Origin of the sequence: Pseudomonas caspiana (assembly GCF_002158995.1) — a bacterium.
Classification (GTDB): domain Bacteria; phylum Pseudomonadota; class Gammaproteobacteria; order Pseudomonadales; family Pseudomonadaceae; genus Aquipseudomonas; species Aquipseudomonas caspiana.
In genome coordinates, this window is the sequence record NZ_LOHF01000021.1 from 66,631 (window position 1) to 92,037 (window position 25,407).

The 25,407-nt window shown below is 59.0% G+C and carries 23 protein-coding genes; 19 read left to right on the forward strand and 4 right to left on the reverse strand.

Annotated features, from left to right (window positions below; all coding sequences use genetic code 11):
- Positions 1-5 precede the first annotated feature (5 nt).
- The 11 genes from AUC60_RS21055 to ggt all read left to right on the forward strand — a co-directional run bounded on the left by AUC60_RS21055 (position 6) and on the right by ggt (position 11,402).
- A complete protein-coding gene (locus AUC60_RS21055; protein ID WP_087272288.1) occupies positions 6-773 on the forward strand; it encodes an ABC transporter permease in 768 nt (255 codons plus the stop codon).
- A 20-nt stretch (positions 774-793) separates the two neighbouring features.
- Entirely contained in the window at positions 794-1,777 is a 984-nt protein-coding gene (locus tag AUC60_RS21060; RefSeq protein WP_087272174.1) for an ABC transporter substrate-binding protein, read from the forward strand.
- A 39-nt stretch (positions 1,778-1,816) separates the two neighbouring features.
- On the forward strand, positions 1,817-2,833 hold the full coding sequence (locus AUC60_RS21065) for a zinc-binding dehydrogenase (RefSeq protein WP_087272177.1): 1,017 nt from the start codon (positions 1,817-1,819) through the stop codon (positions 2,831-2,833).
- A gap of 212 nt (positions 2,834-3,045) precedes the next feature.
- Positions 3,046-3,465 carry a PaaI family thioesterase gene (locus AUC60_RS21070; protein WP_087272180.1) on the forward strand — a complete coding sequence of 140 codons (420 nt, stop codon included), beginning with the start codon at positions 3,046-3,048 and terminating at the stop codon, positions 3,463-3,465.
- Positions 3,466-3,467: 2 nt separating this feature from the next.
- On the forward strand, positions 3,468-4,256 hold the full coding sequence (locus tag AUC60_RS21075) for a VOC family protein (protein ID WP_087272184.1): 789 nt from the start codon (positions 3,468-3,470) through the stop codon (positions 4,254-4,256).
- Positions 4,253-5,839 (forward strand): class I adenylate-forming enzyme family protein, encoded by a 1,587-nt coding sequence (locus tag AUC60_RS21080; protein ID WP_202973079.1) that lies wholly within the window; start codon positions 4,253-4,255, stop codon positions 5,837-5,839. The genes AUC60_RS21075 and AUC60_RS21080 overlap by 4 nt, the downstream gene beginning before the upstream one ends.
- A 9-nt stretch (positions 5,840-5,848) precedes the next feature.
- The gene (locus AUC60_RS21085; RefSeq protein ID WP_087272187.1) at positions 5,849-6,922 is read left to right on the forward strand and encodes an ABC transporter substrate-binding protein; all 1,074 of its coding nucleotides are present in this window, start codon (positions 5,849-5,851) and stop codon (positions 6,920-6,922) included.
- A complete protein-coding gene (locus AUC60_RS21090) occupies positions 6,919-8,226 on the forward strand; it encodes an acyl-CoA thioester hydrolase/BAAT C-terminal domain-containing protein (RefSeq protein WP_087272190.1) in 1,308 nt (435 codons plus the stop codon). The genes AUC60_RS21085 and AUC60_RS21090 overlap by 4 nt, the downstream gene beginning before the upstream one ends.
- Positions 8,223-8,993, forward strand: a complete 771-nt coding sequence (locus tag AUC60_RS21095; protein WP_087272192.1) for an ABC transporter ATP-binding protein — start codon at positions 8,223-8,225, stop codon at positions 8,991-8,993. Before AUC60_RS21090 ends, AUC60_RS21095 begins: the two co-directional genes overlap by 4 nt.
- Complete coding sequence (locus tag AUC60_RS21100; protein WP_087272195.1) at positions 8,986-9,765, forward strand: ABC transporter permease; 780 nt, start codon at positions 8,986-8,988, stop codon at positions 9,763-9,765. Before AUC60_RS21095 ends, AUC60_RS21100 begins: the two co-directional genes overlap by 8 nt.
- A gap of 14 nt (positions 9,766-9,779) precedes the next feature.
- The gene (ggt, locus tag AUC60_RS21105) at positions 9,780-11,402 is read left to right on the forward strand and encodes a gamma-glutamyltransferase (RefSeq protein WP_087272198.1); all 1,623 of its coding nucleotides are present in this window, start codon (positions 9,780-9,782) and stop codon (positions 11,400-11,402) included.
- Positions 11,403-11,892: 490 nt separating this feature from the next.
- On the opposite strand, the gene AUC60_RS21110 is transcribed toward ggt, so the two are convergent.
- Positions 11,893-12,783 (reverse strand): helix-turn-helix transcriptional regulator, encoded by an 891-nt coding sequence (locus AUC60_RS21110; protein WP_087272294.1) that lies wholly within the window; start codon positions 12,781-12,783, stop codon positions 11,893-11,895.
- Between the two features lie 617 nt (positions 12,784-13,400).
- Between AUC60_RS21110 and AUC60_RS21115 the strand changes: the two genes are divergently transcribed.
- The 8 genes from AUC60_RS21115 (at position 13,401) to AUC60_RS21150 (ending at position 20,813) form a co-directional block, all read left to right on the forward strand.
- Positions 13,401-14,750: an MFS transporter gene (locus tag AUC60_RS21115; RefSeq protein WP_087272203.1), complete on the forward strand. Its 1,350-nt coding sequence runs from the start codon at positions 13,401-13,403 to the stop codon at positions 14,748-14,750.
- Positions 14,751-14,857: 107 nt separating this feature from the next.
- Positions 14,858-15,556: a fumarylacetoacetate hydrolase family protein gene (locus AUC60_RS21120; RefSeq protein WP_087272207.1), complete on the forward strand. Its 699-nt coding sequence runs from the start codon at positions 14,858-14,860 to the stop codon at positions 15,554-15,556.
- Positions 15,557-15,781: 225 nt separating this feature from the next.
- Positions 15,782-16,546 carry an SDR family oxidoreductase gene (locus AUC60_RS21125; RefSeq protein WP_087272210.1) on the forward strand — a complete coding sequence of 255 codons (765 nt, stop codon included), beginning with the start codon at positions 15,782-15,784 and terminating at the stop codon, positions 16,544-16,546.
- A gap of 31 nt (positions 16,547-16,577) precedes the next feature.
- Positions 16,578-17,534 carry a 2-hydroxyacid dehydrogenase gene (locus AUC60_RS21130; protein ID WP_087272213.1) on the forward strand — a complete coding sequence of 319 codons (957 nt, stop codon included), beginning with the start codon at positions 16,578-16,580 and terminating at the stop codon, positions 17,532-17,534.
- A 556-nt stretch (positions 17,535-18,090) separates the two neighbouring features.
- Positions 18,091-18,390, forward strand: a complete 300-nt coding sequence (locus tag AUC60_RS21135; protein WP_087272216.1) for an antibiotic biosynthesis monooxygenase family protein — start codon at positions 18,091-18,093, stop codon at positions 18,388-18,390.
- 79 nt (positions 18,391-18,469) lie between these two features.
- Positions 18,470-19,363: a LysR family transcriptional regulator gene (locus AUC60_RS21140; RefSeq protein ID WP_087272219.1), complete on the forward strand. Its 894-nt coding sequence runs from the start codon at positions 18,470-18,472 to the stop codon at positions 19,361-19,363.
- A gap of 139 nt (positions 19,364-19,502) precedes the next feature.
- Complete coding sequence (locus AUC60_RS21145; protein WP_087272223.1) at positions 19,503-20,282, forward strand: carboxymuconolactone decarboxylase family protein; 780 nt, start codon at positions 19,503-19,505, stop codon at positions 20,280-20,282.
- Positions 20,283-20,339: 57 nt separating this feature from the next.
- On the forward strand, positions 20,340-20,813 hold the full coding sequence (locus AUC60_RS21150) for a (R)-mandelonitrile lyase (protein ID WP_158099145.1): 474 nt from the start codon (positions 20,340-20,342) through the stop codon (positions 20,811-20,813).
- A 344-nt stretch (positions 20,814-21,157) separates the two neighbouring features.
- Here AUC60_RS21150 and paoC read toward each other — a convergent pair whose 3' ends face one another.
- From paoC to paoA, 3 genes are read right to left on the reverse strand one after another with little or no spacing between them, the layout of a single operon-like run.
- Positions 21,158-23,356 carry an aldehyde oxidoreductase molybdenum-binding subunit PaoC gene (gene paoC, locus AUC60_RS21155; protein WP_087272228.1) on the reverse strand — a complete coding sequence of 733 codons (2,199 nt, stop codon included), beginning with the start codon at positions 23,354-23,356 and terminating at the stop codon, positions 21,158-21,160.
- Positions 23,353-24,309, reverse strand: coding sequence for an FAD binding domain-containing protein (locus AUC60_RS21160; RefSeq protein WP_087272231.1), 957 nt, complete (start codon positions 24,307-24,309; stop codon positions 23,353-23,355). Before AUC60_RS21160 ends, paoC begins: the two co-directional genes overlap by 4 nt.
- Entirely contained in the window at positions 24,306-24,932 is a 627-nt protein-coding gene (gene paoA / locus AUC60_RS21165) for an aldehyde dehydrogenase iron-sulfur subunit PaoA (RefSeq protein ID WP_238599616.1), read from the reverse strand. The genes AUC60_RS21160 and paoA overlap by 4 nt, the downstream gene beginning before the upstream one ends.
- Positions 24,933-25,407: the final 475 nt, after the last annotated feature.

Consider the following 25,407-nt stretch of genomic DNA (forward strand, 5'->3'; position numbering starts at 1 on the left):
ACAGCATGCTTTCCAACCGTTTCGTAATTCTATTGGCCCAGCGCCTGCTGCTGGTGGCGGTGTTCGCCATTGCCTGGTGGTACGCCGCTGGACGCTTGCCGTCGTTCGTGTTGCCAGGGCCGGAGAAGGTCTTCGCTGCTCTGAATACCCTGTGGCACAGCGCGACTTTTGTGCATGACCTGAGCGCGACCATGGGCCGGGTGTTCAGCGGTTTTGCCCTCGCAGCGCTGATCGGTACGCCGCTCGGTCTGGCCTTGGGGTCAAGCCGAACCCTGGCGCAATTCTTTGAGCCGATCCTGGCAGTGTTCAACACGGTCTCTTCTGCGATCTGGGCGATCTTCGCGATCATCTGGTTCGGCATTTCCGATGCGACCACCGTGTTTGTGGTGTTCATGACGTCGATGCCGCTGATCCTGACCAACGTCTGGCAGGGCGCCCAGACCGTGGAACGCCAGTACATCGATCTGGCGCGCTCGTTTCGCATGTCGCGCAGCCAGATCCTGGTCAAGATTTATCTGCCGACCATCCTCCCGTATTTCTTTTCCGGTGCGCGGCTGGCCTTCGGTTTCGGCTGGCGCGTGTCGCTGGTGGCGGAAACCCTTGGCGCGTCGGACGGTATCGGCTACCGCCTGCGGCAGGCGGCCGATCTGGTGCAGAGCGATCAGGTGTTCGCCTGGACGATCTTGCTGGTCACTTTGATGTTGCTGCTTGAGGCGGGTGTGCTCAAACCCCTCGAACGGCGTTTGTTTCGCTGGAAAACCTCCAATCAATGAACCCTCTAGGAACTGCACCCATGCGCAAGCTTTTTGCCGCCGCAGCGTTGGCGATGACTGTTTTTGTTTCTTTCTCCAGCCAGGCGGCCGAAGCCGTCCGCATTGGTTACTGGACCAGCGGAGTCAGTCTGGGCTATGGCTCGGTGCTTGAAGCCAAAGACTTTCTGGCCAAGCGCGGCATCGACGCGACCTTCGTGCATTTTCCGGATGTAAACGCGCCGATTCGCGCACTGGCAGCAGGCTCGATTGATCTGGCTTTCGGCGCGCCGGTAGCGGGCGTTTTCAGCGCCGCCGCAGAAGGTGTGCCGATCAAAATCTTTGCCGCGACCCAGCCTGCAGATGTGCAGTTCGTGGTGCCTGCGGATTCACCAATCAAGTCGGTGGCTGAGTTCAAAGGCAAGAAGATCGGCATGTCGCCCACTGGCTCTTCGGTGGCGGTGATCGCTGGCACGGTATTGGCGGGTAACTACGGCATTCAGCCCACGGACTTCTCGCTGATTGGTGGCAACGAATCGCGACTGGCGCAGTTCCTTTCACAAAAGCAGGTGGATGGTGCGGCCTTGCGTTCGTTGACCATCGACCAACTGGACGACGAACTGAAGGTTAAACGTCTGGGCAGCTTCGCGGATGAGTGGAAGAAACTGACCAAAACCGATGCTGTGCCGTACATCGGGGTTGGCGCAGTGAACGCCAAACTGGTGGATGAGCACCCGGAGACAGTGGCCAAAGTCATTGCTGCATTGCGCGACACCCTGGCCTGGGGCGCGAGCCACCACGACGAAGTAGTCGGCATTCTGGAAAAGAGCGCCAACCTGCCCACCAAGGACGCCAGGGTTTACGTCGGCCTGTGGAATGCCATGAACCGCGTGTCCTTCGAGCCTGCCGACATCGAGACCCTGAAGTTGCAGCACAAAGTCTTTATTGAGGGCGGTCTGGTCAAGGGCGCGCTCAAGGATGACCTGTTCGCTACCAAGCCTTACGCCGAATCAAAAAACCTCAAGTAATCCATCCCCGATTGATCACCAACTCAGGAGAAATCCCCAGTGAGCAAAACCATGAAAGCCTTGGTACTCGATGCACACGGCGACCTTGACCGTCTGCGTGTGGTAAGCGACAAGCCGCTACCGGCAGTCACCCAGGGTCACGTCGTGATCCGTGTTGGCGCGTCTTCTTTCAACTACCACGATGTGTTTACCGTCAAAGGCATGCCGGGCATCAAGGTGCCGCTGCCGGTGGTGATCGGCCTCGATCTGGCGGGCACCATTACTGAACTGGGCGAGGGCGTCAGTGGCTGGAACGTCGGCGACCGCGTTCTGGTGAATCCGTTGAAGCCCGACATCGGGCTGATGGGCGAAATGGTTGACGGCGGCATGGCTGAATACGCTCTGGTGGATGCCCGTCAGTTGATCAGCCTGCCGTCGGCGGTGAGCTTCGAGCAAGCGGCGGCATTGCCGGTGGCTTACGGCACCGCGCACCGAATGTTGATCACCCATAACACCGTCAAGCCGGGTGACCGGGTGCTGATTCTCGGTGCCAGCGGCGGCGTTGGCACGGCCAGTGTGATTCTCGCCAAACTGCTTGGCGCCGAAGTCATTGCCTGTGCGGGGAGTGATGCGAAGGGCGAGCGCCTCAAGGAAATCGGTGCCGATCACGTGCTCAATTATCGCGAGACTGACTTCTCCAAGTGGGCCATTGCCAAGTACGGCAAGCCACAACGCCGCACTCACGAAGGCGGTGTGGATGTGGTGATCAACTTCACCGGTGGCGACACCTGGGTGCCATCGCTCAAATGCCTGAAGCGTGGCGGCACTTTGCTGGTGTGCGGCGCAACTGCAGGCCACGATCCTGCCGAGGATTTGCGCTACGTGTGGAGCTTCGAGCTGAACATCAAGGGCTCCAACAGCTTCTACGAGGAAAACCTGGTGGGCCTGCTGGACTTGATCGCTGAAGGCAAGATCGACCCGCTGATCGACCGTGTTCTGCCGCTGGAACAGGCCGCCGAAGGCCTGGCCCTGATCCGCGACCGCGAAGTGCTGGGCAAGGTTGTCGTCAAGCCCTGAGCCCTTTTTAACCGTTTAACGCTGTACCGCTGCCGGAGTTTTTGATTCGGCGGCATGGGGCTCTGCACGTTCAATTCAGCCGCCTAACCGAATTGAAATGCATGTTTCTGTAGGCGCGCACGAGCACCGCGATGGCGGTGGCTCAGGCAGAACGCTATCGCTGCCTCGGTGCTCGTGAGCTCCTACCAAACTCAACAACCAGGAAATTAAACATGACCGATACATTGCCAACTGCAGCTGACATTCAGGCCCGCTTGCTCAAAGGGCCTTACCACCAATGGCTGGGCCTTGAAGTCATTGAGGTGGGTGAGGGCAGCATCGAGCTCACCGCCAAATGGCGCGAAGAGTGGGTGGTTAACGTCGAAGGTGGCTATACCCACGGCGGCATTCTCGCGGCACTGGTTGACCTGACTGCCGACTGGGCGCTGGTCTCCAAAACCGGCAAGGGCGTGCCTACCGTTGACTTGCGCGTTGACTACCACCGTGCGGCGAAAGGTGATTTGCGCGCCACTGGCCGGGTGATCAAGTTCGGCAAGCAGTTCTCGGTGGCCGAAGCGCAGGTATTCGATGGCGAGGGACATCTGGTCGCCAGTGGGCGTGGCCTGTATTCGACTCCTGCACCCAAGGCCTGATCATGCAAACCGCTCTGGATCATCTGGTCATCAACACTCGTTTTGAGACTGACACCGCAGCTCAAGTGTTCGCTGCGCTGGGTTTCACCCTCACGCCGCGTGGCTATCACTCGCTGGGTTCACTCAACCATTTGATGATGTTCCCGGGCGGCTACCTCGAACTCATCGGCCTGCCGCTGGGCACGCGCAAATTACGCCAGGAGGTGCTGGACAGCCCACTGGGCATCGACGGTCTGGTGCTGAATACCAGGAATGCTCACGCCACTCACAGCGAACTGGTCAGCGCCGGTTTTCTGGTGCAACCGGTACAACGCTTCTCCCGTGCGGTGGAGCATCAGGGGCGCGATCTGACCGCACGTTTTACCACGGTGCGCTTGCAGGCCAACGAGTTCGCAGCCGGTCGCGTTTACTACTGCCACCACGAAACCCCGGAGCTGGTCTGGCAGCGGCAGTGGCTGACGCATGCCAATGGTGTCAGTGCGATTATCAAACTGACGGTGCTCAGCGCAGAGCCCGAAGCGGAAGCTGCACGCTACGCTGCCCTCGGTCAACTGGGCGATGGCTTTGCACTGGACATTGTCGATCAGGCCACTCTTGAGCAGCGCTTCGGTGCGTCCGCCAGTCGGTTAAGCCAACGAGACGAGCGCTTTGCGGCGATCACCTTGCGTTGCGTCGATCCGGTTGAACTGGCGCGGCTGGCTGAACAGGCGGGCTTGAGTCATCGGGTCGAAGCGGACCGGGTGCTGGTCGAGATTGCCGAATTTGAAACCGTGCTGGAGTTTGTCTCGTGATCAACGGCATAAAAAACCTTGGTCGCGTGATTGACCGGCAAGCTGATCGGGACCGGATCGCGTTTGTTGGCGTCTGCGATACGGCCTCGACCGGTGGGAGCGAACGTGTTCGCAAGGCAGCGAATCTGACACACCGCCTCGCGAGCAATTTCGCTCCTGCCGGGGATGACGCTGCAGAAAGAATCATCACCTACGGCGAACTTGACGCCCTCGCCGACGGCATCGCCCGGGCGCTTGCCTTGCGCGGTTATGTTCAGGGTGATCGGGTTGCGCTGCTGGCCGCCAATTCCGTGGAATACCTGGCAGTGGTGCTGGGCATCATGCGTGCGGGGCTGGTGGCTGTGCCGGTCAATTACAAGTTTCCCAATGCCACGATCCATTACGTGATTGCCGACAGTGGGGCGCGGTTGTTGTTCTGTGATCCGCGTCGTTTGCCGTCAGCGCCCGCCGGGCTGGAGACGATAGAGTTAAGTGCCGAGGGGCTTACCGCTTTCGCCGACCCCGGCCCGTTTGATGCTTTCGAACCGCTGGCAGACGAACCCGCGCTGATCCTCTACACCTCAGGCTCCACCGGCAAACCCAAAGGCGTCATCCTCAGCCATGCTGCGCATTTATGGGTGGTGCAAACCCGGTTGCAGGCAACCCGTCTGGCTGATGAAAAACCGCTGATTGCTGCGCCGTTCTATCACATGAATGCGTTGGCGCTGGCCTTCCTCAGCCTTGCTTCCCATGCGACAACGGTTCTGCTACCGCAGTTTACTGCCGCCAGTTATATCGCTGCGATTCAGCGCCACCGCTGCACCTGGTTGACCGCCGTACCGCCGATGATCGCCATGATGCTCAGTGAAAAAGCCTTGTTGGCCGAAGCCGATTTTTCCTCGGTGCGCGTCGTGCGAATGGGCTCTGCACCGGTGAGCGCCAGCCTGCTGGAGCAAATCCATCGTCTGCTGCCTGAAGCAAAAGTCATCAACGCCTATGGCACGACCGAAGGCGGGCCGGTGGTCTTTGCGCCCCATCCTGACGGGTTGCCCAGCCCACCGATGTCGCTGGGTCGTGCCCACCCCAAGGTTCAGGTGCGCTTGCGTGACGAAGCGGGCGCGCTGAGTAATCAGGGTGTGCTGGAGCTGCGCAGCCCCGGTTTGATGAGCGGTTACCACCATCGTCCGGACCTGCCTTTGCCGTTTACTGCGGATGGTTACTACATCACCGGCGACGTATTTACCCGCGATGCGCAAGGGTTCTACACCTTTGTCGGCCGACGCGACGACATGTTCGTCAGCGGCGGCGAGAACATCTATCCCGGCGAAATAGAAAAGCTTCTGGAGCGTCATCCCGCCGTCCAGCAGGCCTGCGTTGTACCCGTGGAAGACGCCATCAAAGGTCATAAACCGGTCGCATTCGTGGTCCTGAGGGAAGGGTTTGCCGCTACCGAACAACAGTTGAAAAGCTTCGTGCTGGAGCACGCTGCGGCTTATCAGCATCCGCGCCGGGTCTGGTTCCTCGACGCATTACCCCTCGCCACCACTAACAAGATCGACCGCCGCGCCCTGATCGATCAGGCGCTCTCTGGATTGACTCAATAAGGACTGCTCATGACCCTTGCAAAGTTATTGCTGCCGCTGTCTGTGCCCCTGATGTTCGCCGCCACCCACGTTTGGGCACTGGATGATGTAACCGTGGCGCTGGCGATCCCGCCTGCCGTGCATGACGGCGCAGCTTACGCCGCCGCTGAAGAACTGGGCCTGTTCAAGGAGCAGGGCCTGAAGGTCAACGTAGTGGTGTTTCAAGGCGCGGGGGCGCTGTTGCCTCAACTGGCAAGCAAGCGTGTGACCTTTGGTTTTCCGGTGGCCGAGCCGATCATTTCCAGTTACTTCAACGGCAAGGATCCGTTGCCGGTGCGCTACTTCTATAACGGCGTGCCGAGTCAGACCATGGAGTACGCGGTGCTGGCGGACTCGCCGATCAAGTCCCTGGCCGATCTGAAAGGTAAGCAGATCGGCGTGGGAGCTTTGACTTGGGGCACCTTGCCCAACAGCCGCGCCGCGTTGCGAATTGCTGGGCTGGAGCCGGGTAAGAACGTCGAGTTTGTTGCGGTTGGCGCATTGGGTGCGGGCTTTCAGGCGCTGAAAACCGGACGTGTCGATGCGCTCAATTTCAACAGCAGTTGGGATGACATGCTGGAGCTGTCCGGTACGCCGATTCGCCGGATTGCCTACCCACCGGTTTTTCAGGAAAACCCCGGCAATGGCTTCGTCGCCCATGTGGACACGTTCAAGGAAAATCCGGACCTGATCCGTCGTTTTGGCCGTGCTTACACCCAGGGGCAACTGGTCTGTGAGGCTAACCCGACGTATTGCGTGCAGGCGTTCTGGCGCCAACATCCGGAAAGCAAACCGGCTGACGCCGACGGCAAAGGTTTGGCCGATGCCCGCGAGCTGCTGGTTCGCCGTTTGCGCAACACCTTGCATCACCCGGATGGCAGCGCCCGCGTGCCGGGTGAATACAACCTGCAGATCATCAAGGATGCGATTGCAGCCATGGCGAAAACCGGGGAGTTCCCGACCGCCGATGTGCCGGTAGACACGATTTTCTCCAACGAATTTGTTCCCGCCTTTAGTGAGTTCGACCGCGCCGCGTTGCTCAAGCGTGCTGAGGAGGCGCAATGAGTGTGCAGTACTGGATTGACGCTGATGAAGGGCTGATCGACCAGCCCCGGCACATCCGTTTCACCGGGCTGGCAGCGGGCGAAGCGAAGTTGCGCGCATGGATGGACGGTGCTGACGGCAGCCGCTGGGAGAGTCAGGCGCAATTTCTGATCGGCGCACAGGGTGAGCTTGATCTGACCAGAGACGCACCGTTCGCCGGCGACTGGTCAAGCGCCGATGCCATGGGATTGGTGTGGTCGATGCGACAGGTTGCGCCGCCAGTCTCCGTACCTCTTCAGGAAAGTCTCGCGGCGCAGCGTGTTGAATTGCAATTGACCGACGCTCAGGGCCAGCAAGTTAACGCGGGGTTTACACAGCACTATCTGGCACCTGGCGTGCAACGCAGCGAGATCAGGGAGGGCGGAATCAGCGCCACGCTGTTTCAACCCGCCGGTGATCAGCCCCGTGCAGCCGTGGTGGTGCTCAATGGTTCTGGCGGCGGCACACCGGAGCAGCGTGCTGCGCTCTATGCCGCTCACGGCTATACCGCGTTGGCGCTGGGCTATTTCAAGGCGCGAAATCGCCCCGAACACATCAGCGATACGCCGCTGGAATATTTTCAGCAGACGCTGGAGTGGGTGGTTGCCACGCTCAAGCCCAAGAACGGCTTTATCGCTGTCGCAGGTTTGTCCCGTGGCGGCGAACTGGCGCTGCTGTTGGGGGCGCGCTTTCCGGCATTGGTCAGCGCTGTCATTGGTTACGTACCCAGTTCGGTGGTACACGGCACCTTGCGCGCCGGTCGACCGGATCAACCCCGGGACGCCGATGCCTGGACCTGGCAAGGGCAGCCGCTGGTCAATGTCTGGCAGGGCAACCCGCTGGTGGACTGGCGTCCGTTCGATGTGGCTGAGCCTGCGGGCGCGCCGATTCGTCAGGCACCTGCCTTTGTGGCGGTGCAACAGGATGCGCCGTCGGTGGCGCGGGCGCGTATCCCGGTGGAAAACATCAACGGTCCGCTGTTGCTGATCTCGGGTGACGATGACGGTTTCTGGCCTTCGACGGCCTATTGCGCAGAAATCGAATCGGACCTGAAGGCGCGTGGTCATGCCTGGCCGGTGGAGCACGTGCTGAATCAGGGCGCCGGACATGCCATCGGTTTTCCGTATGTGCCCACCACGGTCATTGCGCGTCTGCATCCGGTGGCCAAGGTGTTGATCAGCGGCGGCGGTACGCCTGCGGCCAACGCGCTGGCCAACCAGCACAGCTGGAGCAGGGTGTTGAGCTTTCTTGAGCAGGCTGTTGCAGCGAAAGGCCTTTCGCGATGAGTGCCACGATGAGAGCCGCGCTGAGTTTGCAAACGGTAGGGCTTACCTACGAAACCCGTCGTGGCCATATTCAGGCGTTGAGCAATATCGACCTGAAGGTTGCCGAGGGTGAGTTCGTTGCATTGTTGGGGCCGTCCGGCTGTGGCAAGTCCACGTTGCTGAAACTCGCGGCAGGTTTGTTGCCGGTCTCCAGTGGTCGCATCGAGCTGGCGGGCAATGAGGTGCAGGGGCCCAGTCGGCAAAGCGGCGTGGTGTTTCAGAAACCCAATATGCTGCCCTGGAAGTCAGTGCTGGATAACGTCCTGCTGCCCGCGAAAACCCTGGGGCTGCCCATGGTCGAAGCGCGGCAGAGGGCGCTGCAGTTACTGGAGCTGGTGGGCCTGCAGGCATTTGCCAATGACTATCCTTTCGAACTGTCAGGTGGCATGCAGCAGCGAGTCGGTATTGCCCGAATGTTACTGCATGACCCGCGCATGCTGCTGATGGATGAGCCGTTCGCTGCGCTGGATGCCATGTCCCGGGAGGCATTGACCCTTGAGTTGCAGCGTATCTGGAGCGTGCATCGCAAGTCGGTGCTGTTCATTACTCACAGCATTCAGGAAGCCGTGTTTCTCGCTGACCGGGTGCTGGTGATGTCGCCGTCGCCGGGCACCATCATTGATGAATTGCCCATCCCGCTGCCGCGCCCACGCACTCTCGATACCCTCAACGACCCGCAGTTCACCGCGCTGTGTCATCACCTGCGGAGGCATTTCAGCCATGCGTAGATTTCTGCCCTTGTTGTACCCACTGACCAGCCTGGCGGTGCTGATTCTGGTTTGGGACCTGGCCGTGCGCGGGCTGGGTATTTCCGATTACCTGCTGCCACCTCCTTTGGCGGTGTACCACGCGCTGGCCAATGGTTTTGCCGATGGCACCCTGTGGCCGCACATCGCGACAACGGTAATCGAGACGTTGAGTGGCTATGTGATCGGTTCGGTACTGGCTGTGGTGCTTGGCGCGGTGCTGGCTGAATCACGGACTTTCGAACGCTTTGTCTACCCGCTGCTGATCGGCCTACAGGCCACGCCAAAGGTCGCGCTGGGACCGATCATTCTGGTCTGGTTCGGCTTCGGCATGACGTCGAAGATCGTCCTGGTGACGCTGGTGTGTTTCTTCCCGTTGTTCGTCAACACGGTCAATGGCATTCGTCGCACGGATCCGGAACTGCTGGACGCCTGTCGGGCATTTTCTGCGTCGCGCCTGTACTTGCTGCTGCATGTGAAGTTTCCGGCTGCGGCAGGGGAAGTCTTTGCCGGGCTGCAGATCGGTATTTCCCTGGCGCTGATCGGCGCGGTGGTGGCCGAGTTTCTCTCGTCGCAAAGCGGGCTGGGTTATCTGATCGCTTCAAGCTCGGTGAGCATGAACATGGCGACGATGTTCAGCGGCCTGATTCTGCTGGCACTGATCGGCCTGTGCGGCGCGCAAAGCGTACGGGCGATCCAGCATCGCGTGATTTTCTGGGAGCCGGGTGCCGCTCGGCGACAACGTAAAGACTGAATCAAGGAGTGCTCATGGCTTTCGATTGGCAAAACCCTTATCCCACCACCCGTATTCCGTTGTTCGCCCGTAATGTGGTGTCGACGTCGCATCCGCTCGCGGCCCAGGCCGGACTGAATATTCTGCTGGCCGGTGGTAACGCTGTGGACGCGGCGATTGCGGCTGCGGCGATGTTGACCGTTGTCGAGCCCGTGTCCAATGGACTGGGCAGCGACGCATTCGCGATTCTTTGGGACGGAAAGCAACTGCATGGCCTGAACGCATCCGGCCCGGCGCCGCAGGCCTGGGATCTGGAGCATTTTCGCAGTCGCTACGGCGAGGATGGCGCAGGGCGCGTCAAGCGTCCGGTACGTGGTTGGGATTCAGTGACCGTGCCTGGCGCAGTGGCCGGTTGGGCTGCGCTGCATGAGCGTTTCGGCAAGCTGCCGTTCGCTGACATTCTGGAACCGGCCGCCCAAGTGGCCGAGCGCGGTGTGACTCTGGCACCCACCGTGGCGCATAAGTGGTCGGGTGCTGTGCCATTGCTCAATACCCAGCCCGGTTTTGCCGAAACTTTCATGCCCGGCGGACGTGCGCCGCGTATCGGCGAGAAGTTCGTCTTCAAGGACGCCGCACGGACCTTGCGCCTGCTTGGCCAACAAGGTGGCCGGGCGTTTTATGAAGGCGAGATCGCTGAGGCCATTGTCGGTTTCGCCCGGCAGACTGGCGGGGCACTGACTCTTGACGACCTGCGCAACTATCAGCCGGAGTGGGTCAAGCCGATCTCCAAATCCTATCGCGGTTATGACGTACACGAGATCCCGCCGAACGGGCAGGGCATTGCGGCGCTGATTGCGCTGGGAATACTGGAGCGCTTTGACGTGGGTTCACTGCCGCTGGATTCGGCGCAATCCCAGCACTTGCAGATCGAAGCCATGAAGCTGGCGTTTGCCGATATTTATCAGTACGTGGCTGATCCTTCTAGCATGGAGGTGACGCCGGAGCAGATGCTGGACGATGCGTACCTGGACCGCCGCGCCAGGCTCATCAATCCGGCCAAAGCCAGTGATCCGGGCTTTGGCATGCCGCGTAGCGGCGGCACCGTGTACCTGAGTGCGGCGGATGAAAACGGCATGATGATTTCATTCATCCAGTCCAATTACATGGGCTTTGGATCAGGGATTGTGGTGCCTGAGTACGGGATCAGCTTGCAGAATCGTGGTGCTGGTTTTTCCAGTGATCCGAAATCGGCCAATGTGGTCGCGCCGGGCAAGCGGCCGTTCCATACGATCATTCCGGCCTTCCTGACCAAGGACGGCAAGCCGCAGATGAGTTTCGGGGTAATGGGCGGGGACATGCAGCCGCAGGGTCATTTGCAGACGCTGGTGCGGATGCTGGATTACAACCAGCAGCCTCAGGCGGCCTGCGATGCACCGCGCTGGAAGGTCAATCGGGATTTTTCAGTGGACCTGGAGGACACCCTGGCCGCAGCGACGGTGGGTGGTTTGCGGGATTTGGGGCATCGCTTGAAGTCGGTGGAGGATCCGTACATGGACTTCGGTTCGGGGCAGTTTATCTGGCGGCTGTCAGAGGATGCGGACCATGGTTATGTGGCGGCCAGTGACAGCCGCCGAGATGGGCATGCGGCGGGGTTTTAGCCTGGCGCTGTCGCGCAACAAACACAGACCTGTAGGAGCGCACGAGCACCGCAAGGCCGCGATAGCGGTGTATCAGACGAAACGCCATCGCGGCCTCGCGATGCTCGTGCGCTCCTACAAAAAAGCACTCCGAATCAGGTGATTATGTTTTTTGAAATGACGCAGCGCTTTTTCCAGACACAGCGCTGTGGCGCAGTAAACAAGGACCTGTGAGCGCACGAGCACCTACAAAAAAGCACTCCGAATCAGGAGTTATGTTTTTTGAGATGACGCAGCGCTTTTTCCAGACACAGCGCTGTCGCGCAACAAACACAGACCTGTAGGAGCGCACGAGCACCGCGAGGCCGCGATAACGGTGTATCAGACAAAACGCCATCGCGGCCTCGCGATGCTCATGCGCTCCTACAAAAAGGTATTCCAACCAGACCGTTGTAGTTCGTTTGATAAGCGCTGCGATCCAGCCCCGGGAGCGAGCTTGCCTACGCTATCGTCACTCGACTCTCTGTAAACCCGGTTCAAGCTGCTGTCGTCTGAATTGCCCGGGCGGCAGCCCGTGTATCTGCCGAAAACGTCTCGAAAAATACGCTTCATCTGCAAAACCGCACAGGCGTGCGACTTCGCCTACGGGTTTTGAGCCGTTAAGCAGGTAATTGCGCGCGGCGTGCATACGCCGTTCCAGAACCAGTTCGCTGAAGGTTTTACCTATTTCCTTACGCAGCCAGTGGGTCAGGTACGTGGGCGACAGGTAGGTAGCCGCGGCGACTTTTTTCAGGCTCAGGTCCGGGTCGGCAAGGTGTTTGCGCACGTACTCGGACATTCGTGTCAATGCATCGCGACGGCTCAGTTGTGCGGCATTGCCATCGGCAAGGCTCACCAGTGGCTCGCCATATAACGTGCAAACCGTGCTGATCAGTTGCAGCAACAGGCCCTTGAGCATTTCCCGGGTGCCAAACTGGCGGTTCTGGTCCAGCGCGCGCATCTGCTCAAGCAACGCACAGATTTTGTCGAACTCATTCTGTTCAAGAATGAAGTCCAGATGTTCCTGAAACCTGAATGGTGACAGCTCCGGCGCAAGCAGGATTGATACGTCCTCCAGATCCAGCGGGTCGCACTCCAGGTGCGGGAGCAGGAAGGTCTGGGAAAAGTTGATGACCATGAAGTTGCTGTCCGCAGGGTGCGGGATCATGTGCATGCGATGCGGCAGGATGAACGCCAGAGCGTTGCGCGGGAAGGGCCGTTCGACGTTGCCGATGTGCTGGACGGTATCGCCACCCAGATTGATCTGGATCTGAAAATACTCATGGCGGTGGGGACTGGTTTCTGCGCTTCGGGCGGTCTTGTCGCGGATATAAAAATCAGCCCGCTCGCTGCGTTGCTGCATGCCGTAGGTGGGCACATGTTGGGTCAGGTGCATGGACGACAACTCCTGCTGGTCTTTCCAGAGCGCTAGGGATTTTATGGCGCAATCCTCTATTTGTTGGTGTTCATATGATGACCAAGCATGCGCGGTTAGCCGTAATGCAAGCAACTGGTTTGCGTCGATGTCCAAAACATTGGCGTGATGGCACAAAAGTTTAAAAGGCTCTAAATAAGTATTTTCAGGGGTGTGTACGGGCAATTTGCAGGTGTTGCCCCATGGCGAATTTTTTTGGACTTCTTTGATGTACGCCGCCTTTAACTGAAAAAACGGTCTAACCGGATCATTGATTTTCCATGGTTGTACGATAACTTGAAGGCCGTTGCAGACCGACATCTATCAACAATAATTAAAAGGTGCTCGTATCATGACTTCCGATTTTCGCCGCTTTGCCTCTCCGTTTTACGCGTCTTCTCGCGTCACCTCATGCACATTCAGTCCCCCCTGTTGATACCGCTGCGCGCCTGATCTGCTGATCAACGGCGCCTCAATCCCCCGGCAGTTCTTTTCGCTCTTGGTTCAAGGGTGATGGCTTGCTTTGTCCGAAAACCGGCAACTCCCAACAATAATGAGGCTACTTCATGTCAAGTACCCAAACCTCCCAAGCCGCAGTGGCAAGCGCTGCCACCGCCCCCAAAGACACCGTTACTTCCCAGCGACTGCCGACCCGCCGACGCTGGTTCATGCTTTCGCTGTTGCTGATTGCAACGATCATCAACTACGTCGACCGGGTGAATATCTCTATCGCGGCACCGTTCATGGCCAAGGACCTGGGCCTGGACAAGGTTGAGATGGGCCTGATCTTTTCCGCCTTCGCCTGGACATATGCGTTGGCGCTGGTGCCAGCGGGTTTTGTCGCTGACCGCTTCGGTTCGCGGATCACCTACGGGGTTTCGCTGATCAGTTGGTCGGCGGTTACCGTATGCCAGGGCCTGGCAGGCGGCTTTGCTTCCCTATTCGGCTTGCGTCTGGCTGTCGGGGCCATGGAAGCCCCGGCATTCCCCGCTAACAGCCGTGCCGTGACGGTCTGGTTTCCGGCCCGCGAGCGGGGCATGGCCAGCAGCATTTATGTGTGCGGGCAGTATCTGGGCACTGCGTTGTTCACCGGCGTTTTGTTGTGGCTGGCGACCACTTATGACTGGCGCCATGTGTTCTACAGCACCGGCCTGGTCGGGATTGTGTTCGGCATCATCTGGCTGTTTGTCTATCGCGATCCGCTGAATTGCAAAAAGGTCAGCAAGGAAGAACTGAAGTACATCGAAGACGGCGGTGGCCTGGTCAAAAGCAGTCAGGAACGCACCAAATTCAACTGGCGGCAGATTGCCGAGCTGTTTCGCTATCGGCAAATCTGGGCAATCTGCATCGGTAAGTTCGCCAGCACCTCGGCATTGTATTTCTTCCTGACCTGGTTCCCGACGTACCTGATCGAAGAGCGCCACCTGACCATGATCAAGGTGGGTATCTTCGCCGTGTTGCCGTTCATTGGGGCCACAGTAGGCATTCTGCTGGCGGGCATCGTTTCCGATCTGTTGATCCGTCGTGGCTACTCGATGTCCTTCGCACGCAAGTTGCCGCTGGTGGTGGGCTCGATGCTGGGTATGTCGATTGTGCTGGTCAATTTCACCGACTCCAACGCGCTGTGCATTGCGGTGCTGACCACTGCGTTTTTCGCGCAGGGGATTGCATCTGCGTCCTGGGCGGCAGTCTCGGAAGTCGCCCCTAAAGAGCTGATCGGTCTCACCGGTGGGGTGACCAGCCTGGCAGCAAACATAGGCGGGATTGTCACGCCGATTGTCATTGGCGGCATCGTCCATGCCACCGGCTCGTTCGCCATGGCGTTCTGGTTTATCGGCGGTGTGGCACTGATTGGCACCTTGTCTTACTCGCTGCTGTTGGGCCGTCTGTATCGCATCGAGTTGCAGACCCGTTAAGGCAAATACCCCTTTTTAATCCAGGACGAAGCCGCTTTCGTCCAACTTTGCGCACGCTCAGCGTCGTAGGCTGAACGCTCTGGTCAGGACGTTGCACGAGGACAACAATGAATAATTACGTATTTACGCCCGCCACCGTTGCAACGTTGCCCGTCGAGGGCAGCAACGCCCGATTCCCGGTCGGCCGCGTGTTTTGTCTGGGGCGCAATTACCCGTGGGGAGATTCAACCGGGCAGCCGCGTGAGGCTCCGGTGTTCTTCATGAAGCCTGCCAGCTCGGTGATTGACGCGCTCGGTGAAATCGCTTTCCCGCCGCTGACGGAAGAGTTCTGCCATGAAATCGAACTGGTGGTGGCGATCGGCGAGGGCGGTTCGAACATTTCCGAGGACAACGCTCTGGAGCACGTCTGGGGTTATGCCGCCGGGCTGGACCTGACCCGTCGCGACTTGCAGAAAGTTGCCAAGGTCGCTGGCATGCCCTGGGACGGCGCCAAGGCGTTTGATGGTTCGGCGCCTGTCACGACGATCATGCCGGTGAGCCAGATTGGCCACCCCAGCGAGGGTGCCGTATGGCTCGCGGTGAATGGCGAGGAGCGGCAGCGTTCGACGCTGGAAAATCAGATCTGGTCGGTGCGTGAAGTGATCAGCCGCTTGTCTCAATCCATCACGCTCAGGCCGGGTGATTTGATCATGACCGGCACGCCGCCAGGCGTAGATGCACTCCAGCCGGGCGATGTGATCAGCGCAGGAATTGACGGCGTCGGTCAGCTTGAAGTGCGCGTCGGTCCGCGGCCGACCGCGATCTAGAAAAACCAACGCAAGACCCTCTAGAGCCGGCCAAGTGTCGCTGATGCCGCTGTCGCACAGCCAACATGAACCTGTAGGAGGGCACGAGCACCGCGAGGCCGCGATAGCGGTGTACCAGACAGGGCGCCATCGCTGCCTCGCGGTGCTCGCGAGCTCCTACAGGTCGGATGCATCCAGAAGCATGTTTGTTTGCCCAACACCCCATTCGAAACAAGGAGAACAACAATGTCCAATAACACTTCCTCCAAAATAGCCTTGGTGACCGGTGCCGGTAGTGGTGTCGGTCAGGCCGTCGCTCGTGTTCTGTTGGCTGAGGGTTACAAGGTCGTGGTGGTCGGCCGTCGTCTGGAACCGTTGCAGGCTCTGGTCGATGAGGCCCATGGCCAAGGGCGTGAAGCCCTGGCGGTGTCGGTTGATGTGCGTGACCCGGCCAGCGTCGATGCAATGTTTGCCACCGTCGAAGAGGTCTATGGTCGTCTGGACGTGATCTTCAACAATGCGGGGATCAATGCGCCTGCGGTGCCAATGGACGAGTTGCCGGTAGAAAAGTGGCTGGACGTGATCAATACCAACCTGACGGGGGTGTTCCTGTGTTCGCGGGGCGCCTTTGCGCTGATGCGTCGGCAGCAGCCGCAAGGTGGACGGATCATCAATAACGGGTCGATTTCAGCGCACACACCACGACCGTTCACTGCGCCCTATACCGCCAGTAAGCATGCGGTGCTGGGCCTGACTAAATCCCTCGCGCTGGACGGCCGCGAGTTCAATATTGCGTGCAGCCAGATTGATATCGGCAATGCGTTGACCGAGCTGTCGGTCCGCATGACCAAAGGCGTGCGCCAGGCCAACGGCGAGATCGCCGTCGAGCCCATGATCGACGTCAAGCATATCGCCGACGCCGTTGCGTATATGGCCAGCCTGCCGCTGTCCGCCAACGTTCTGAACATGACCGTCATGGCCACCAACATGCCCTTTGTCGGTCGCGGCTGAAACCCGTCTTGTCATCTTTTCAGAGGTTCTCATGAAGCCAGAAGTCCTGTTGCTCAGCCCTATCCTGATTCCACACATTCGTGCCCAGCTCGATGAGCTGTTCACCTTACGGCCTTATCATCTGCAAACCGATAAAGCGGCTTACCTGAAGGAACACGGCGCTAATATTCGTGGCGTGATTACTGGCGGCCACACCGGTATTACTCATGCGGTAATGGAGCAGTTGCCCAAGCTGGAAGTGATCGCGGTCAATGGTGTCGGCACTGACGCGGTGGACCTCGCGTATGCCCAGGACCGTGGCATTCATGTGACTGCCACGATTGGTGCGCTGACTGAAGATGTAGCCGACCTGGCCATCGGGCTGTTGATTTCGGCGTGTCGCGGTTTGTGTACCGGCGACCGCTATGTGCGCGCCGGTGAATGGGCAAAAAGTGCAACGCCACTGGTGCCCTTGCCACTGGCTCGTCAATTCAGCGGGATGCGAATCGGTATTGTCGGTATGGGCCGGGTAGGGCGCGCCGTTGCTGTTCGGGCCGCAGCGTTTGGGTGCCCGATCAGCTACACCGACCTGCAACCCATGAATGATGTTCCCCATACCTTCGTCGCCGACCTTACCGAACTGGCCCGCGACAGCGATGCACTGATTCTCGCGGCAGCGGCTGACAAGGCCGAAGGCATCATCAATGCTCAGGTCTTGCAGGCACTGGGCAGCGAGGGATATCTGATCAACGTGGCACGGGGCAAGCTGGTCAATGAGCCGGACCTGGTCGCTGCGCTGAACGCAGGGCAGATCGCCGGTGCCGGGCTTGATGTGTTTGTCGATGAGCCGAATGTGCCCGAAGTCTTTTTCGCCACTGAGCAAGTGGTGCTGCAACCGCACCGGGCCAGCGCCACCGTGCAGACCCGTACGCGTATGGCGCTGATGGTCGTGTCCAGTCTGGTCGACACCTTCGCCGGGAAAAAGCCCGAGCGGTGTGTGACGGGCTAGCCTCTGTGCAGCCCTGCATAAGTCGCCCGGGAGTTGCTGACACCATGCTGTCGCGCAGCCAACATGGGATGTAGGAGCGCGCTTGCCCGCGATTCGGTTTGTCAGTCGATGAATATCTGGCTTGCGCTGACGTCATCGCTGGCAAGCGCGCTCAGAAGATGCATTTCATTGCAGGATGTATCTCACTCACTACAAATCGCCGTTAACCAAACCTGTGCAGAGGCTTGAGATCCACTGCTGCGGGCAACCCGACACAGCCCACCCAAGGCTGTCGGTTGTCTTGAACAGGCCTCATCCGTTTTTTACGCGGGCTTTGCTACAGCTCTTCTCCCACGAGGGCTGTAGCTTTTTTTGTCGCGCAAAATGACATTGTTCTTTCCCGTGCAGCATCCCTTTCTGACAGCTCAAAGCCCATGGACGAAGTCTTCTCGAACACAGCGCTCCCTGCTGATTAATGAATCTGGTTCAGGAGTCTTATTACATCCAGCCATATAGTCATGGTCTCGCATGCTGGTTAAGTTCCACCCCGTCTTAAGCGGGCGCAGGTACGAAAGCCATGAGCATCAAAGCCGTCAACACCCTGGAAATCCGCATCAACCCCGAGGCTGACTCACAGCTTGAGCAGCATCTGCAGGCCTGCGTGGCACGCATTGAACCCATGCAGGGCTGTCTGGGCTATTCACTGATTCGTAGCGCCAGTCGGGACGATGTGTGGATCATGAGTGGCTACTGGTCCAGTGCTGAGCAGATGACTGCACATTTCTCCAGCGCGCCGATGACCGAGATTGTCAGCTCGCTGATCGATTCCTGCGGGGGCCTGACATTCGCCAGCTTTATCCCGATGGTGGAAAAGTAAGGCGTGACAATTCCAGATGCTTTAATTGGACGGACTTGCCAGCTCCGGCACTCAGTTGCCCCAGAAAACGGAAACCAGCATGCAGCAGGAAAACTTCAACGATCTTTTCGCCTTTGCCGCCGTTGCGACCGATCGCAGTTTTACCAAGGCTGCCGCCAAACTGGGTGTCAGCCCGTCGGCCTTGAGCCATACCATCCGCAATCTCGAAGCCCGGCTGGGGTTGCGTTTGTTGACGCGTACCACCCGCAGTGTTTCGCCGACCGAGGCCGGTGAGCGTTTATTGCGCACGGTGAAGCCGCGTTTCGACGAGATCACTTCGGAGTTGGCGGTGTTGAGCGATCAGCGTGAAACGCCAGCTGGGACTATCCGTATTACCGCCAGTGAGCACGCGGCCATTTCCATCATTGCTCCAGCGTTGCAAAAGCTGTTGCCGCGGTACCCGGATATCAATGTCGAGGTGAGTGTCGATTCCGGCCTGACCAACATCGTTGCCGAGCGTTTCGACATTGGCGTGAGGCTAGGCGAACGGGTTGCCAAAGACATGATTGCCGTGCGGATCAGCCCTGATCTGCGCTGGGTAATCGTCGGTTCACCAGACTATTTCAGCAGACATCCGACACCCGTAGTCCCGCAGGACCTGACCGGGCACAACTGCATCAATATTCGCTTTCCGACCCATGGCGAACTGTTTGTCTGGGATTTCGAAAAGGATGGCCGCGAAGTCAAGGTGAGGGTAGAAGGGCAACTGACGTTCAACAGTATCGTCATGCGTCTGGATGCGGCAGTGGCGGGTCTGGGGCTGGCTTATGTGCCTGAAGACCGGGCATTACCATTCATTGAAGACGGTCGATTGATTGCTGTGCTCGACGATTGGTGTCAGCCGTGTGCGGGTTATCACCTTTATTACCCGAACCGTCGGCATGCCTCGCTGGCGTTTTCTCTGGTGGTTGATGCATTGCGGTACCAGGCCTGAAGAGTATTGGTGAATTCTCCTCATGGTTGCATGCGGGTATAGCCCATAGTCCTGATCCTTTCGGTGCTTTAACGTCCAAGGGTCGTTTGCCCGCCGGAGCCTGAACCCGGGCACATTTACCTATCTGAAAGGCCCATGCATGAAGCTGATAGCAACCGCGTTCGCCACACTCTTTTTTGCCGCTGCGTCCGATGGCAGCGAGTCCAAAGCCAAGCCAGATCCGAAGCCATCACCTGATGTGCTGGAAGTGACGCCTCAGCTTTATCAATACACCACTGAATTACTCTTCGGCGAAGTCTGGAAACGCAAGGAGCTGTCGCCTCGTGATCGCAGCTTGATCACCCTGTCTGCGCTGGTGGCTGCTGGTCAGACCGCTCAGATGACCAGCCACGTGAAACTCGGTCTCGACAATGGCCTCAAGGCCAGCGAGATCAGCGCATTGATTACCCATCTTGCGTTCTATTCCGGCTGGCCGAACGCGATGTCGGCAGTGGGCGTGGCGAAAAAGGTTTTTGACGAGCGCGGTATTCCCGCTGAGCAGATCGTGCCACCGGCCACTGCGCCGCTGACGCTGGAACCGGCCGCCGAAGCCCGACGCAAGGCAGCTGTTGCTGCTGCAACCGGGGATGTTGCCCCGGAACTGGGACGTTTCACCGATGACGTGCTGTTTGCAGATGTGTGGCGACAAACCAGCCTGACGGCACGGGATCGCAGTCTGGTGACCGTCGCTGCATTGATTACTCAAGGCCAGGCAGCACAACTGCCGTTCCACCTGAATCGCGCCATGGACAACGGTCTGACCCGTGAGCAAGCGGCTGAAGTGGTGACACATCTGGCGTTCTACACCGGTTGGCCAAAAGCAATGTCGGCGGTGCCGGTACTGAAAGAGGTTTTTGCAGGTCGTGGCACTCAAGGCTGAGGTTGCAGCATCTCGCAGCCACGGTTCAGAGCTGAATAAATTCCAGTGAGGTCCATCATGAGAACACTTGCCACCGCTGCTTTATCGTTCACGCTAGTAGCGTTCGAGTCCCACGCGGAGACGATGCCGGTGACCGTCACGCCTAACGGATCACAGCCTTCGGTGCAGGGCCCGGCGGACTTTTTCACCGGCACGGTGCGTGTTGATGCGCCGTTCAAGGGGACTGAACCTGCCAGGGTCAGCGGCGCCACTGTGACGTTTGAGCCCGGTGCTCGCTCAGCCTGGCATACCCACCCTTTGGGGCAGACCTTGATCGTCACCGCGGGAACCGGATGGGTGCAAGAATCGGGCAAAGCGATACAGATCATCAAGGCCGGTGACACGGTGTGGATACCACCCGGCGTCAAACACTGGCATGGCGCGACACCAACAACCGGGATGACCCACATCGCCATCGCTGAAGCCCAGGATGGCAAGGTCGTGAACTGGATGGAGCAGGTGAGCGAGCAAGATTACCGCAATACTCGTTGACCTTAAGGTCGACCGGCAGATCACCACGGTTATCAAGGCCACCTCGGTTCTACTCAGTTGAGGGGTGGCCTTTTTTATTTGCAGCGTTGCAGGGGAAGTATGTTGCCGATAAGTCAGCGTGGCGCAGTGAGGTTGTTATCAAACGAGCACGATGGTCTGATTTGAAACGCGATCTCCTATAGGAGCTGCCCCTGTTGTCCAGACGCAGCGTTGTCGTGCAGCAAACACGAACCCTGTAGGAGTGAGCTTGCTCGCGATAACGGTAGACCTGTTGAGAAGTTATCGTCTGGCCTGACGCTATCGCGAGCAAGCTCACTCCTACAGAGAAATGTGCATCCGTTCGTTTAAATCATTTCAGGCAACGATTTCAGGACTTTGTCCAGGGTAATCGGATATTCCCGAACCCGTGCGCCTGTGGCGTTGTAGATCGCATTGGCAATCGCCGCGCTCACGCCGCACAGGCCCAGTTCGCCGACGCCCTTGGCTTTCATGGGCGATGACGTCGGGTCAGTTTCGTCGAGGAAAATCACTTCCTGCTCGGGAATGTCGGCGTGTACCGGGACTTCGTAACCCGCCAGGTCGTGATTGACGAAAAAGCCCAGTCGTTTGTCCACTGCAAGCTCTTCCATTAGCGCTGCACCGACACCCATGGTCATCGCGCCGATCACTTGGCTGCGGGCCGACGTCGGGTTGAGGATTCGGCCTGCTGCGCAAACGGCCAGCATGCGTCGTACGCGGGTTTCGCCTGTTGCCATGTTGACGGCGACTTCCACAAAATGCGCGCCGAAAGTTGATTGCTGGTACTTCTTCGCCAACTCTGCAAACTCGATGGAGTCCTCGGCCACCAGCTCTCCGTTACGAGCAGCCTGGCCCAGCGGAACGCTGCGTCCTGCAAACTGCACCTGACCGTCCGCGAACACGGCATCGTCGGCGGTGTAACCCAGGCGTTTGGTGACGGCCTCACGTAACTTCACGCAAGCCGCATAGACACCGGCAGTCGAGCAGTTGGCACCGAACTGGCCGCCGGAGCCCGCCGACACCGGGAAGTCTGAGTCGCCCAAGCGGACCACCACATCATCCAGCGTGACGCCCATCATTTCTGCCGCTGTCTGGGCAATGATCGTGTAGCTGCCGGTGCCGATATCGGTCATATCGGTTTCCACCGTGACCTTACCGTTGCTGCCCAGACGCACCCGAGCGCCGGACTTGAGCAGAATGTTATTGCGGTAGGCGCAGCCAACGCCCATACCGATCAGCCAGTTGCCTTCGCGCTGCATGCCGGGACGCGGGTTGCGCTTGCTCCAGCCAAAACGCTCGGCACCGGTTTGCAGGCACTGGATCAGGTTGCGTTGTGAGAAGGGTCGCTGCGGGTTGTTAGGGTCGACCTGAGTATCGTTCAGGACCCTGAACTCAATCGGGTCCAGGTTGAGCTTCTCCGCCATCTCGTCCATGGCAATTTCCAGGGCCATTAACCCCGGTGTTTCACCCGGCGCGCGCATGGCGTTACCTTCCGGCAGGTCCAGCGTGGCAAGGCGCATGGCGGTCATGCGGTTTTCACCGGCATACAGAAACTGGGTGGGCTGCACGGCGTTTTCCACACCGCCGCCCGCGAGATCACCGGACCAGCCTTCGTGGGCAATCGCGGTGATCTTGCCGTCCTGACCCGCGCCGATACGGATGCGCTGAATGGTTGCCGGGCGGTGCGTGGTGTTATTGATGATCTGCGGGCGCGCCAGCGCAACTTTCACCGGCCGGCCGCACTGTCGAGAGCCCAATGCCGCGAGAATGGCGTCTGAGCGAATGAACAGTTTGCCGCCAAAACCACCCCCTATGTAGGGCGAGACCAGCCGCACATTTTCCTTGGCCATGCCTAGCGTGGTCGCGATGTCACCGACGCTCCAGGCAATCATCTGGTTGGACGTCCAGAGGATCAGTTTTTCGCCTTCCCAGGTCGCCATGGAGGTATGCGGTTCCATGGCTGCATGGGACTGATCCGGAGTGGTGTAGGTCGCATCGAATTGCACCGCAGCCGAACTGAACGCACCCGCAAAGTCGCCGCGCGCAGTATCGGGCGCTTCACCATCGGGCTTTACCGCTGCATTCAGATCGCGGCCCAGATCGTATTCGCCGTTGCTGCGCAGGTACTCCACCTGCACCAGTTGCGCGGCAGTGCGTGCCTGCTCGAAGGATTCAGCCACCACCAGCGCAATCGCTTGATGGTAGTGCTGGATCTCCGGGCCGCCGAGCAGCGTGGCGGTGTTGTATTTACCTTTGCCAAGCTTGCCCGCGCTCACCGCGGTGACGATCCCGATAACCCCAGGCGCGGCGTTGGCGGCCTCCAGATTCATCGAGCTAATACGGCCTTTTGCAATGGCGGAGGTGACCACATAGCCATAAGCCTGATTCGGCACGGCGTCGTGATGCTCGTAGGCGTAATGCGCCTGGCCGGTGGTTTTCAGTTTGCCGTCGATGCGCGGTGTGGCTTTGCCGACAACTTTGAGCTGGTCGATGGGGTTGGTGCTGGCCGGAGTATCAAATTTCATGAGGTAGCCCTCGCGTGCGCCATGACCGAAGCCAGCGTGCGCTCGGCGAGGGTGACTTTGAATTCATTCTCGTGGGTCGGCGTGGCACCGGCCAGTAGCTTGCTCATGACCGCCTTGGCACCGTCGGGCATCAGCGATTCAGCGTCCTCAACGCGCCATGGCTTATGCGCAACACCGCCCAGCGCTACACGACCTCTGCCGTTGCTTTGAATCACTGCGGCAACTGATATCAGCGCAAATGCGTAGGACGCCCGGTCACGAACTTTCTGGTAGATGTGCGTGCCGCCTATGGGCGCTGGGAGGGTAACGGCGGTGATCAACTCGTTGGCTGCCAACGATGTTTCGATGTTGGGCGTATTGCCGGGCAAGCGGTGAAAGTCAGCAATGGGAATGACCCGGGTTGTACCGTCCGGGCGAACAGTTTCCACCTGTGCATCCAGAACCCGCATGGCGATGGCCATATCACTTGGATGGGTGGCAATGCAGGCGCTGCTTACACCGATAATTCCCAGTTGCCGCGTGACGCCGCCAATCGCTGCACAACCACTGCCCGGATGGCGTTTATTGCAAGCCTGATTGGTGTCGTAGAAGTACGGGCAGCGTGTGCGCTGCAGCAAATTGCCAGCGGTGGTCGCGGCGTTGCGCAGTTGGCCGGAAGCCCCCGCCAGCAATGCTCTGGACAATAGGCCGTAATCCTTGCGCACACGGTCGTCGGCGGCGAGGTCAGTGTTGCGCACCAGTGCGCCAATTCGCAGGCCGCCGTCGGGGGTGGCTTCGATACGATCCAGCGCGAGGTCATTGACGTCGATCAGGTGCAGCGGCGTTTCAATCTCCAGCTTCATCAAGTCCAGCAGATTGGTGCCGCCTGCGATGAACTTGGCACCTTCGGTCTGGGCAGCCTGTGCCGCTGCTTCGGCGGGCGACTGCGCCCGTACATAAGTGAAAGGTCTCATGCGCTTACCTCCGCGACTTCGCTGATGGCGGCAATGATGTTGGAGTACGCACCGCAGCGACAGATATTGCCGCTCATGCGTTCCTGGAATTCACTGGCTATCAGTTGTGGACGGTCAGTCAGGCTCTGGCTGACGTGGCTGGGGATGCCCTGGCGAATTTCATCGAGCACGGCGACAGCGGAGCAGATTTGACCCGGTGTGCAGTAGCCGCACTGGAAGCCATCGTGCTTGATGAACGCGGCCTGCATCGCGTGCAGCTTGTCCGGTGTGCCCAAACCTTCGACGGTGGTGACCTTGGAGCCTTGCTGCATGACCGCGAGGGTCAGGCATGAGTTGACGCGTTTCCCGTTGACGATCACGGTGCACGCACCGCATTGGCCGTGGTCGCAGCCTTTTTTGGTGCCCGTCAGTTGCAAGTGTTCGCGCAGGGCGTCGAGCAACGTGGTGCGGGTGTCCAGGTCCAGCTGCCGAGCCACACCATTTACTTCAAGTGAGACCGGTGCGCGTACCGGGCGAGCCATCTGGTTGGCCGCCGATGCCAGGGCGGAAATGAATGGAGGGAGCACGGCCGTAGTGGCTGTTACTGCGCCCACGATCAGGAATTTGCGTCTGGTTATTTTCATCAGGTCACGGTCGTCCATTGTCTTGTTCCCACTCTTATGGGGTGGCTGCGAATTCAGCGGTGCTGGGCAGCGGCATCTGTATCGATGCCTTGTCAGTAAGTTCGCTTGCTCCGGGCGTCTTTGCGCCTTTGGGCCTGGTACGGCTGGCCGGTTTCAGGTCGGTCGTGTTTCAGGCAGGTCATGTTTCGTACAGGTCAAGGTTACGACTCTCCACCTTCTAGGAAAGTTTGCGGTTTCTGACCGCTAACAGTTATGCGCTCTGCTCATGAATTAATGCGCTAATGTGCGAAGGGTTTGCGAGAGTTGTGAAGGTAGTGGGCCAGGCTTCACAGGACTATGCGCACAGATCGCAATACAGACCTGAGCTGAGCTCATCAATACCCTTCAATCCTTTATATCCGGTGTGTTAATGGGCTTTGGACCCTGGTTGCTTCGATACATCTTGCAAACAAAAAGGATAGAGAATTAAGCGCTA

What these genes read in the sequence shown, in the direction of transcription:
- AUC60_RS21055 (WP_087272288.1), top strand. Translation starts at nt 6, where the DNA reads ATGCTTTCCAACCGTTTCGTAATTCTATTGGCCCAGCGCCTGCTGCTG.
- AUC60_RS21060 (WP_087272174.1), top strand. Translation starts at nt 794, where the DNA reads ATGCGCAAGCTTTTTGCCGCCGCAGCGTTGGCGATGACTGTTTTTGTT.
- AUC60_RS21070 (WP_087272180.1), top strand. Translation starts at nt 3,046, where the DNA reads ATGACCGATACATTGCCAACTGCAGCTGACATTCAGGCCCGCTTGCTC.
- AUC60_RS21075 (WP_087272184.1), top strand. Translation starts at nt 3,468, where the DNA reads ATGCAAACCGCTCTGGATCATCTGGTCATCAACACTCGTTTTGAGACT.
- AUC60_RS21085 (WP_087272187.1), top strand. Translation starts at nt 5,849, where the DNA reads ATGACCCTTGCAAAGTTATTGCTGCCGCTGTCTGTGCCCCTGATGTTC.
- AUC60_RS21090 (WP_087272190.1), top strand. Translation starts at nt 6,919, where the DNA reads ATGAGTGTGCAGTACTGGATTGACGCTGATGAAGGGCTGATCGACCAG.
- AUC60_RS21095 (WP_087272192.1), top strand. Translation starts at nt 8,223, where the DNA reads ATGAGTGCCACGATGAGAGCCGCGCTGAGTTTGCAAACGGTAGGGCTT.
- AUC60_RS21100 (WP_087272195.1), top strand. Translation starts at nt 8,986, where the DNA reads ATGCGTAGATTTCTGCCCTTGTTGTACCCACTGACCAGCCTGGCGGTG.
- ggt (WP_087272198.1), top strand. Translation starts at nt 9,780, where the DNA reads ATGGCTTTCGATTGGCAAAACCCTTATCCCACCACCCGTATTCCGTTG.
- AUC60_RS21110 (WP_087272294.1), bottom strand. Translation starts at nt 12,783, where the DNA reads ATGCAGCAACGCAGCGAGCGGGCTGATTTTTATATCCGCGACAAGACC.
- AUC60_RS21115 (WP_087272203.1), top strand. Translation starts at nt 13,401, where the DNA reads ATGTCAAGTACCCAAACCTCCCAAGCCGCAGTGGCAAGCGCTGCCACC.
- AUC60_RS21120 (WP_087272207.1), top strand. Translation starts at nt 14,858, where the DNA reads ATGAATAATTACGTATTTACGCCCGCCACCGTTGCAACGTTGCCCGTC.
- AUC60_RS21125 (WP_087272210.1), top strand. Translation starts at nt 15,782, where the DNA reads ATGTCCAATAACACTTCCTCCAAAATAGCCTTGGTGACCGGTGCCGGT.
- AUC60_RS21130 (WP_087272213.1), top strand. Translation starts at nt 16,578, where the DNA reads ATGAAGCCAGAAGTCCTGTTGCTCAGCCCTATCCTGATTCCACACATT.
- AUC60_RS21135 (WP_087272216.1), top strand. Translation starts at nt 18,091, where the DNA reads ATGAGCATCAAAGCCGTCAACACCCTGGAAATCCGCATCAACCCCGAG.
- AUC60_RS21140 (WP_087272219.1), top strand. Translation starts at nt 18,470, where the DNA reads ATGCAGCAGGAAAACTTCAACGATCTTTTCGCCTTTGCCGCCGTTGCG.
- AUC60_RS21145 (WP_087272223.1), top strand. Translation starts at nt 19,503, where the DNA reads ATGAAGCTGATAGCAACCGCGTTCGCCACACTCTTTTTTGCCGCTGCG.
- AUC60_RS21150 (WP_158099145.1), top strand. Translation starts at nt 20,340, where the DNA reads ATGAGAACACTTGCCACCGCTGCTTTATCGTTCACGCTAGTAGCGTTC.
- paoC (WP_087272228.1), bottom strand. Translation starts at nt 23,356, where the DNA reads ATGAAATTTGATACTCCGGCCAGCACCAACCCCATCGACCAGCTCAAA.
- AUC60_RS21160 (WP_087272231.1), bottom strand. Translation starts at nt 24,309, where the DNA reads ATGAGACCTTTCACTTATGTACGGGCGCAGTCGCCCGCCGAAGCAGCG.
- paoA (WP_238599616.1), bottom strand. Translation starts at nt 24,932, where the DNA reads ATGAAAATAACCAGACGCAAATTCCTGATCGTGGGCGCAGTAACAGCC.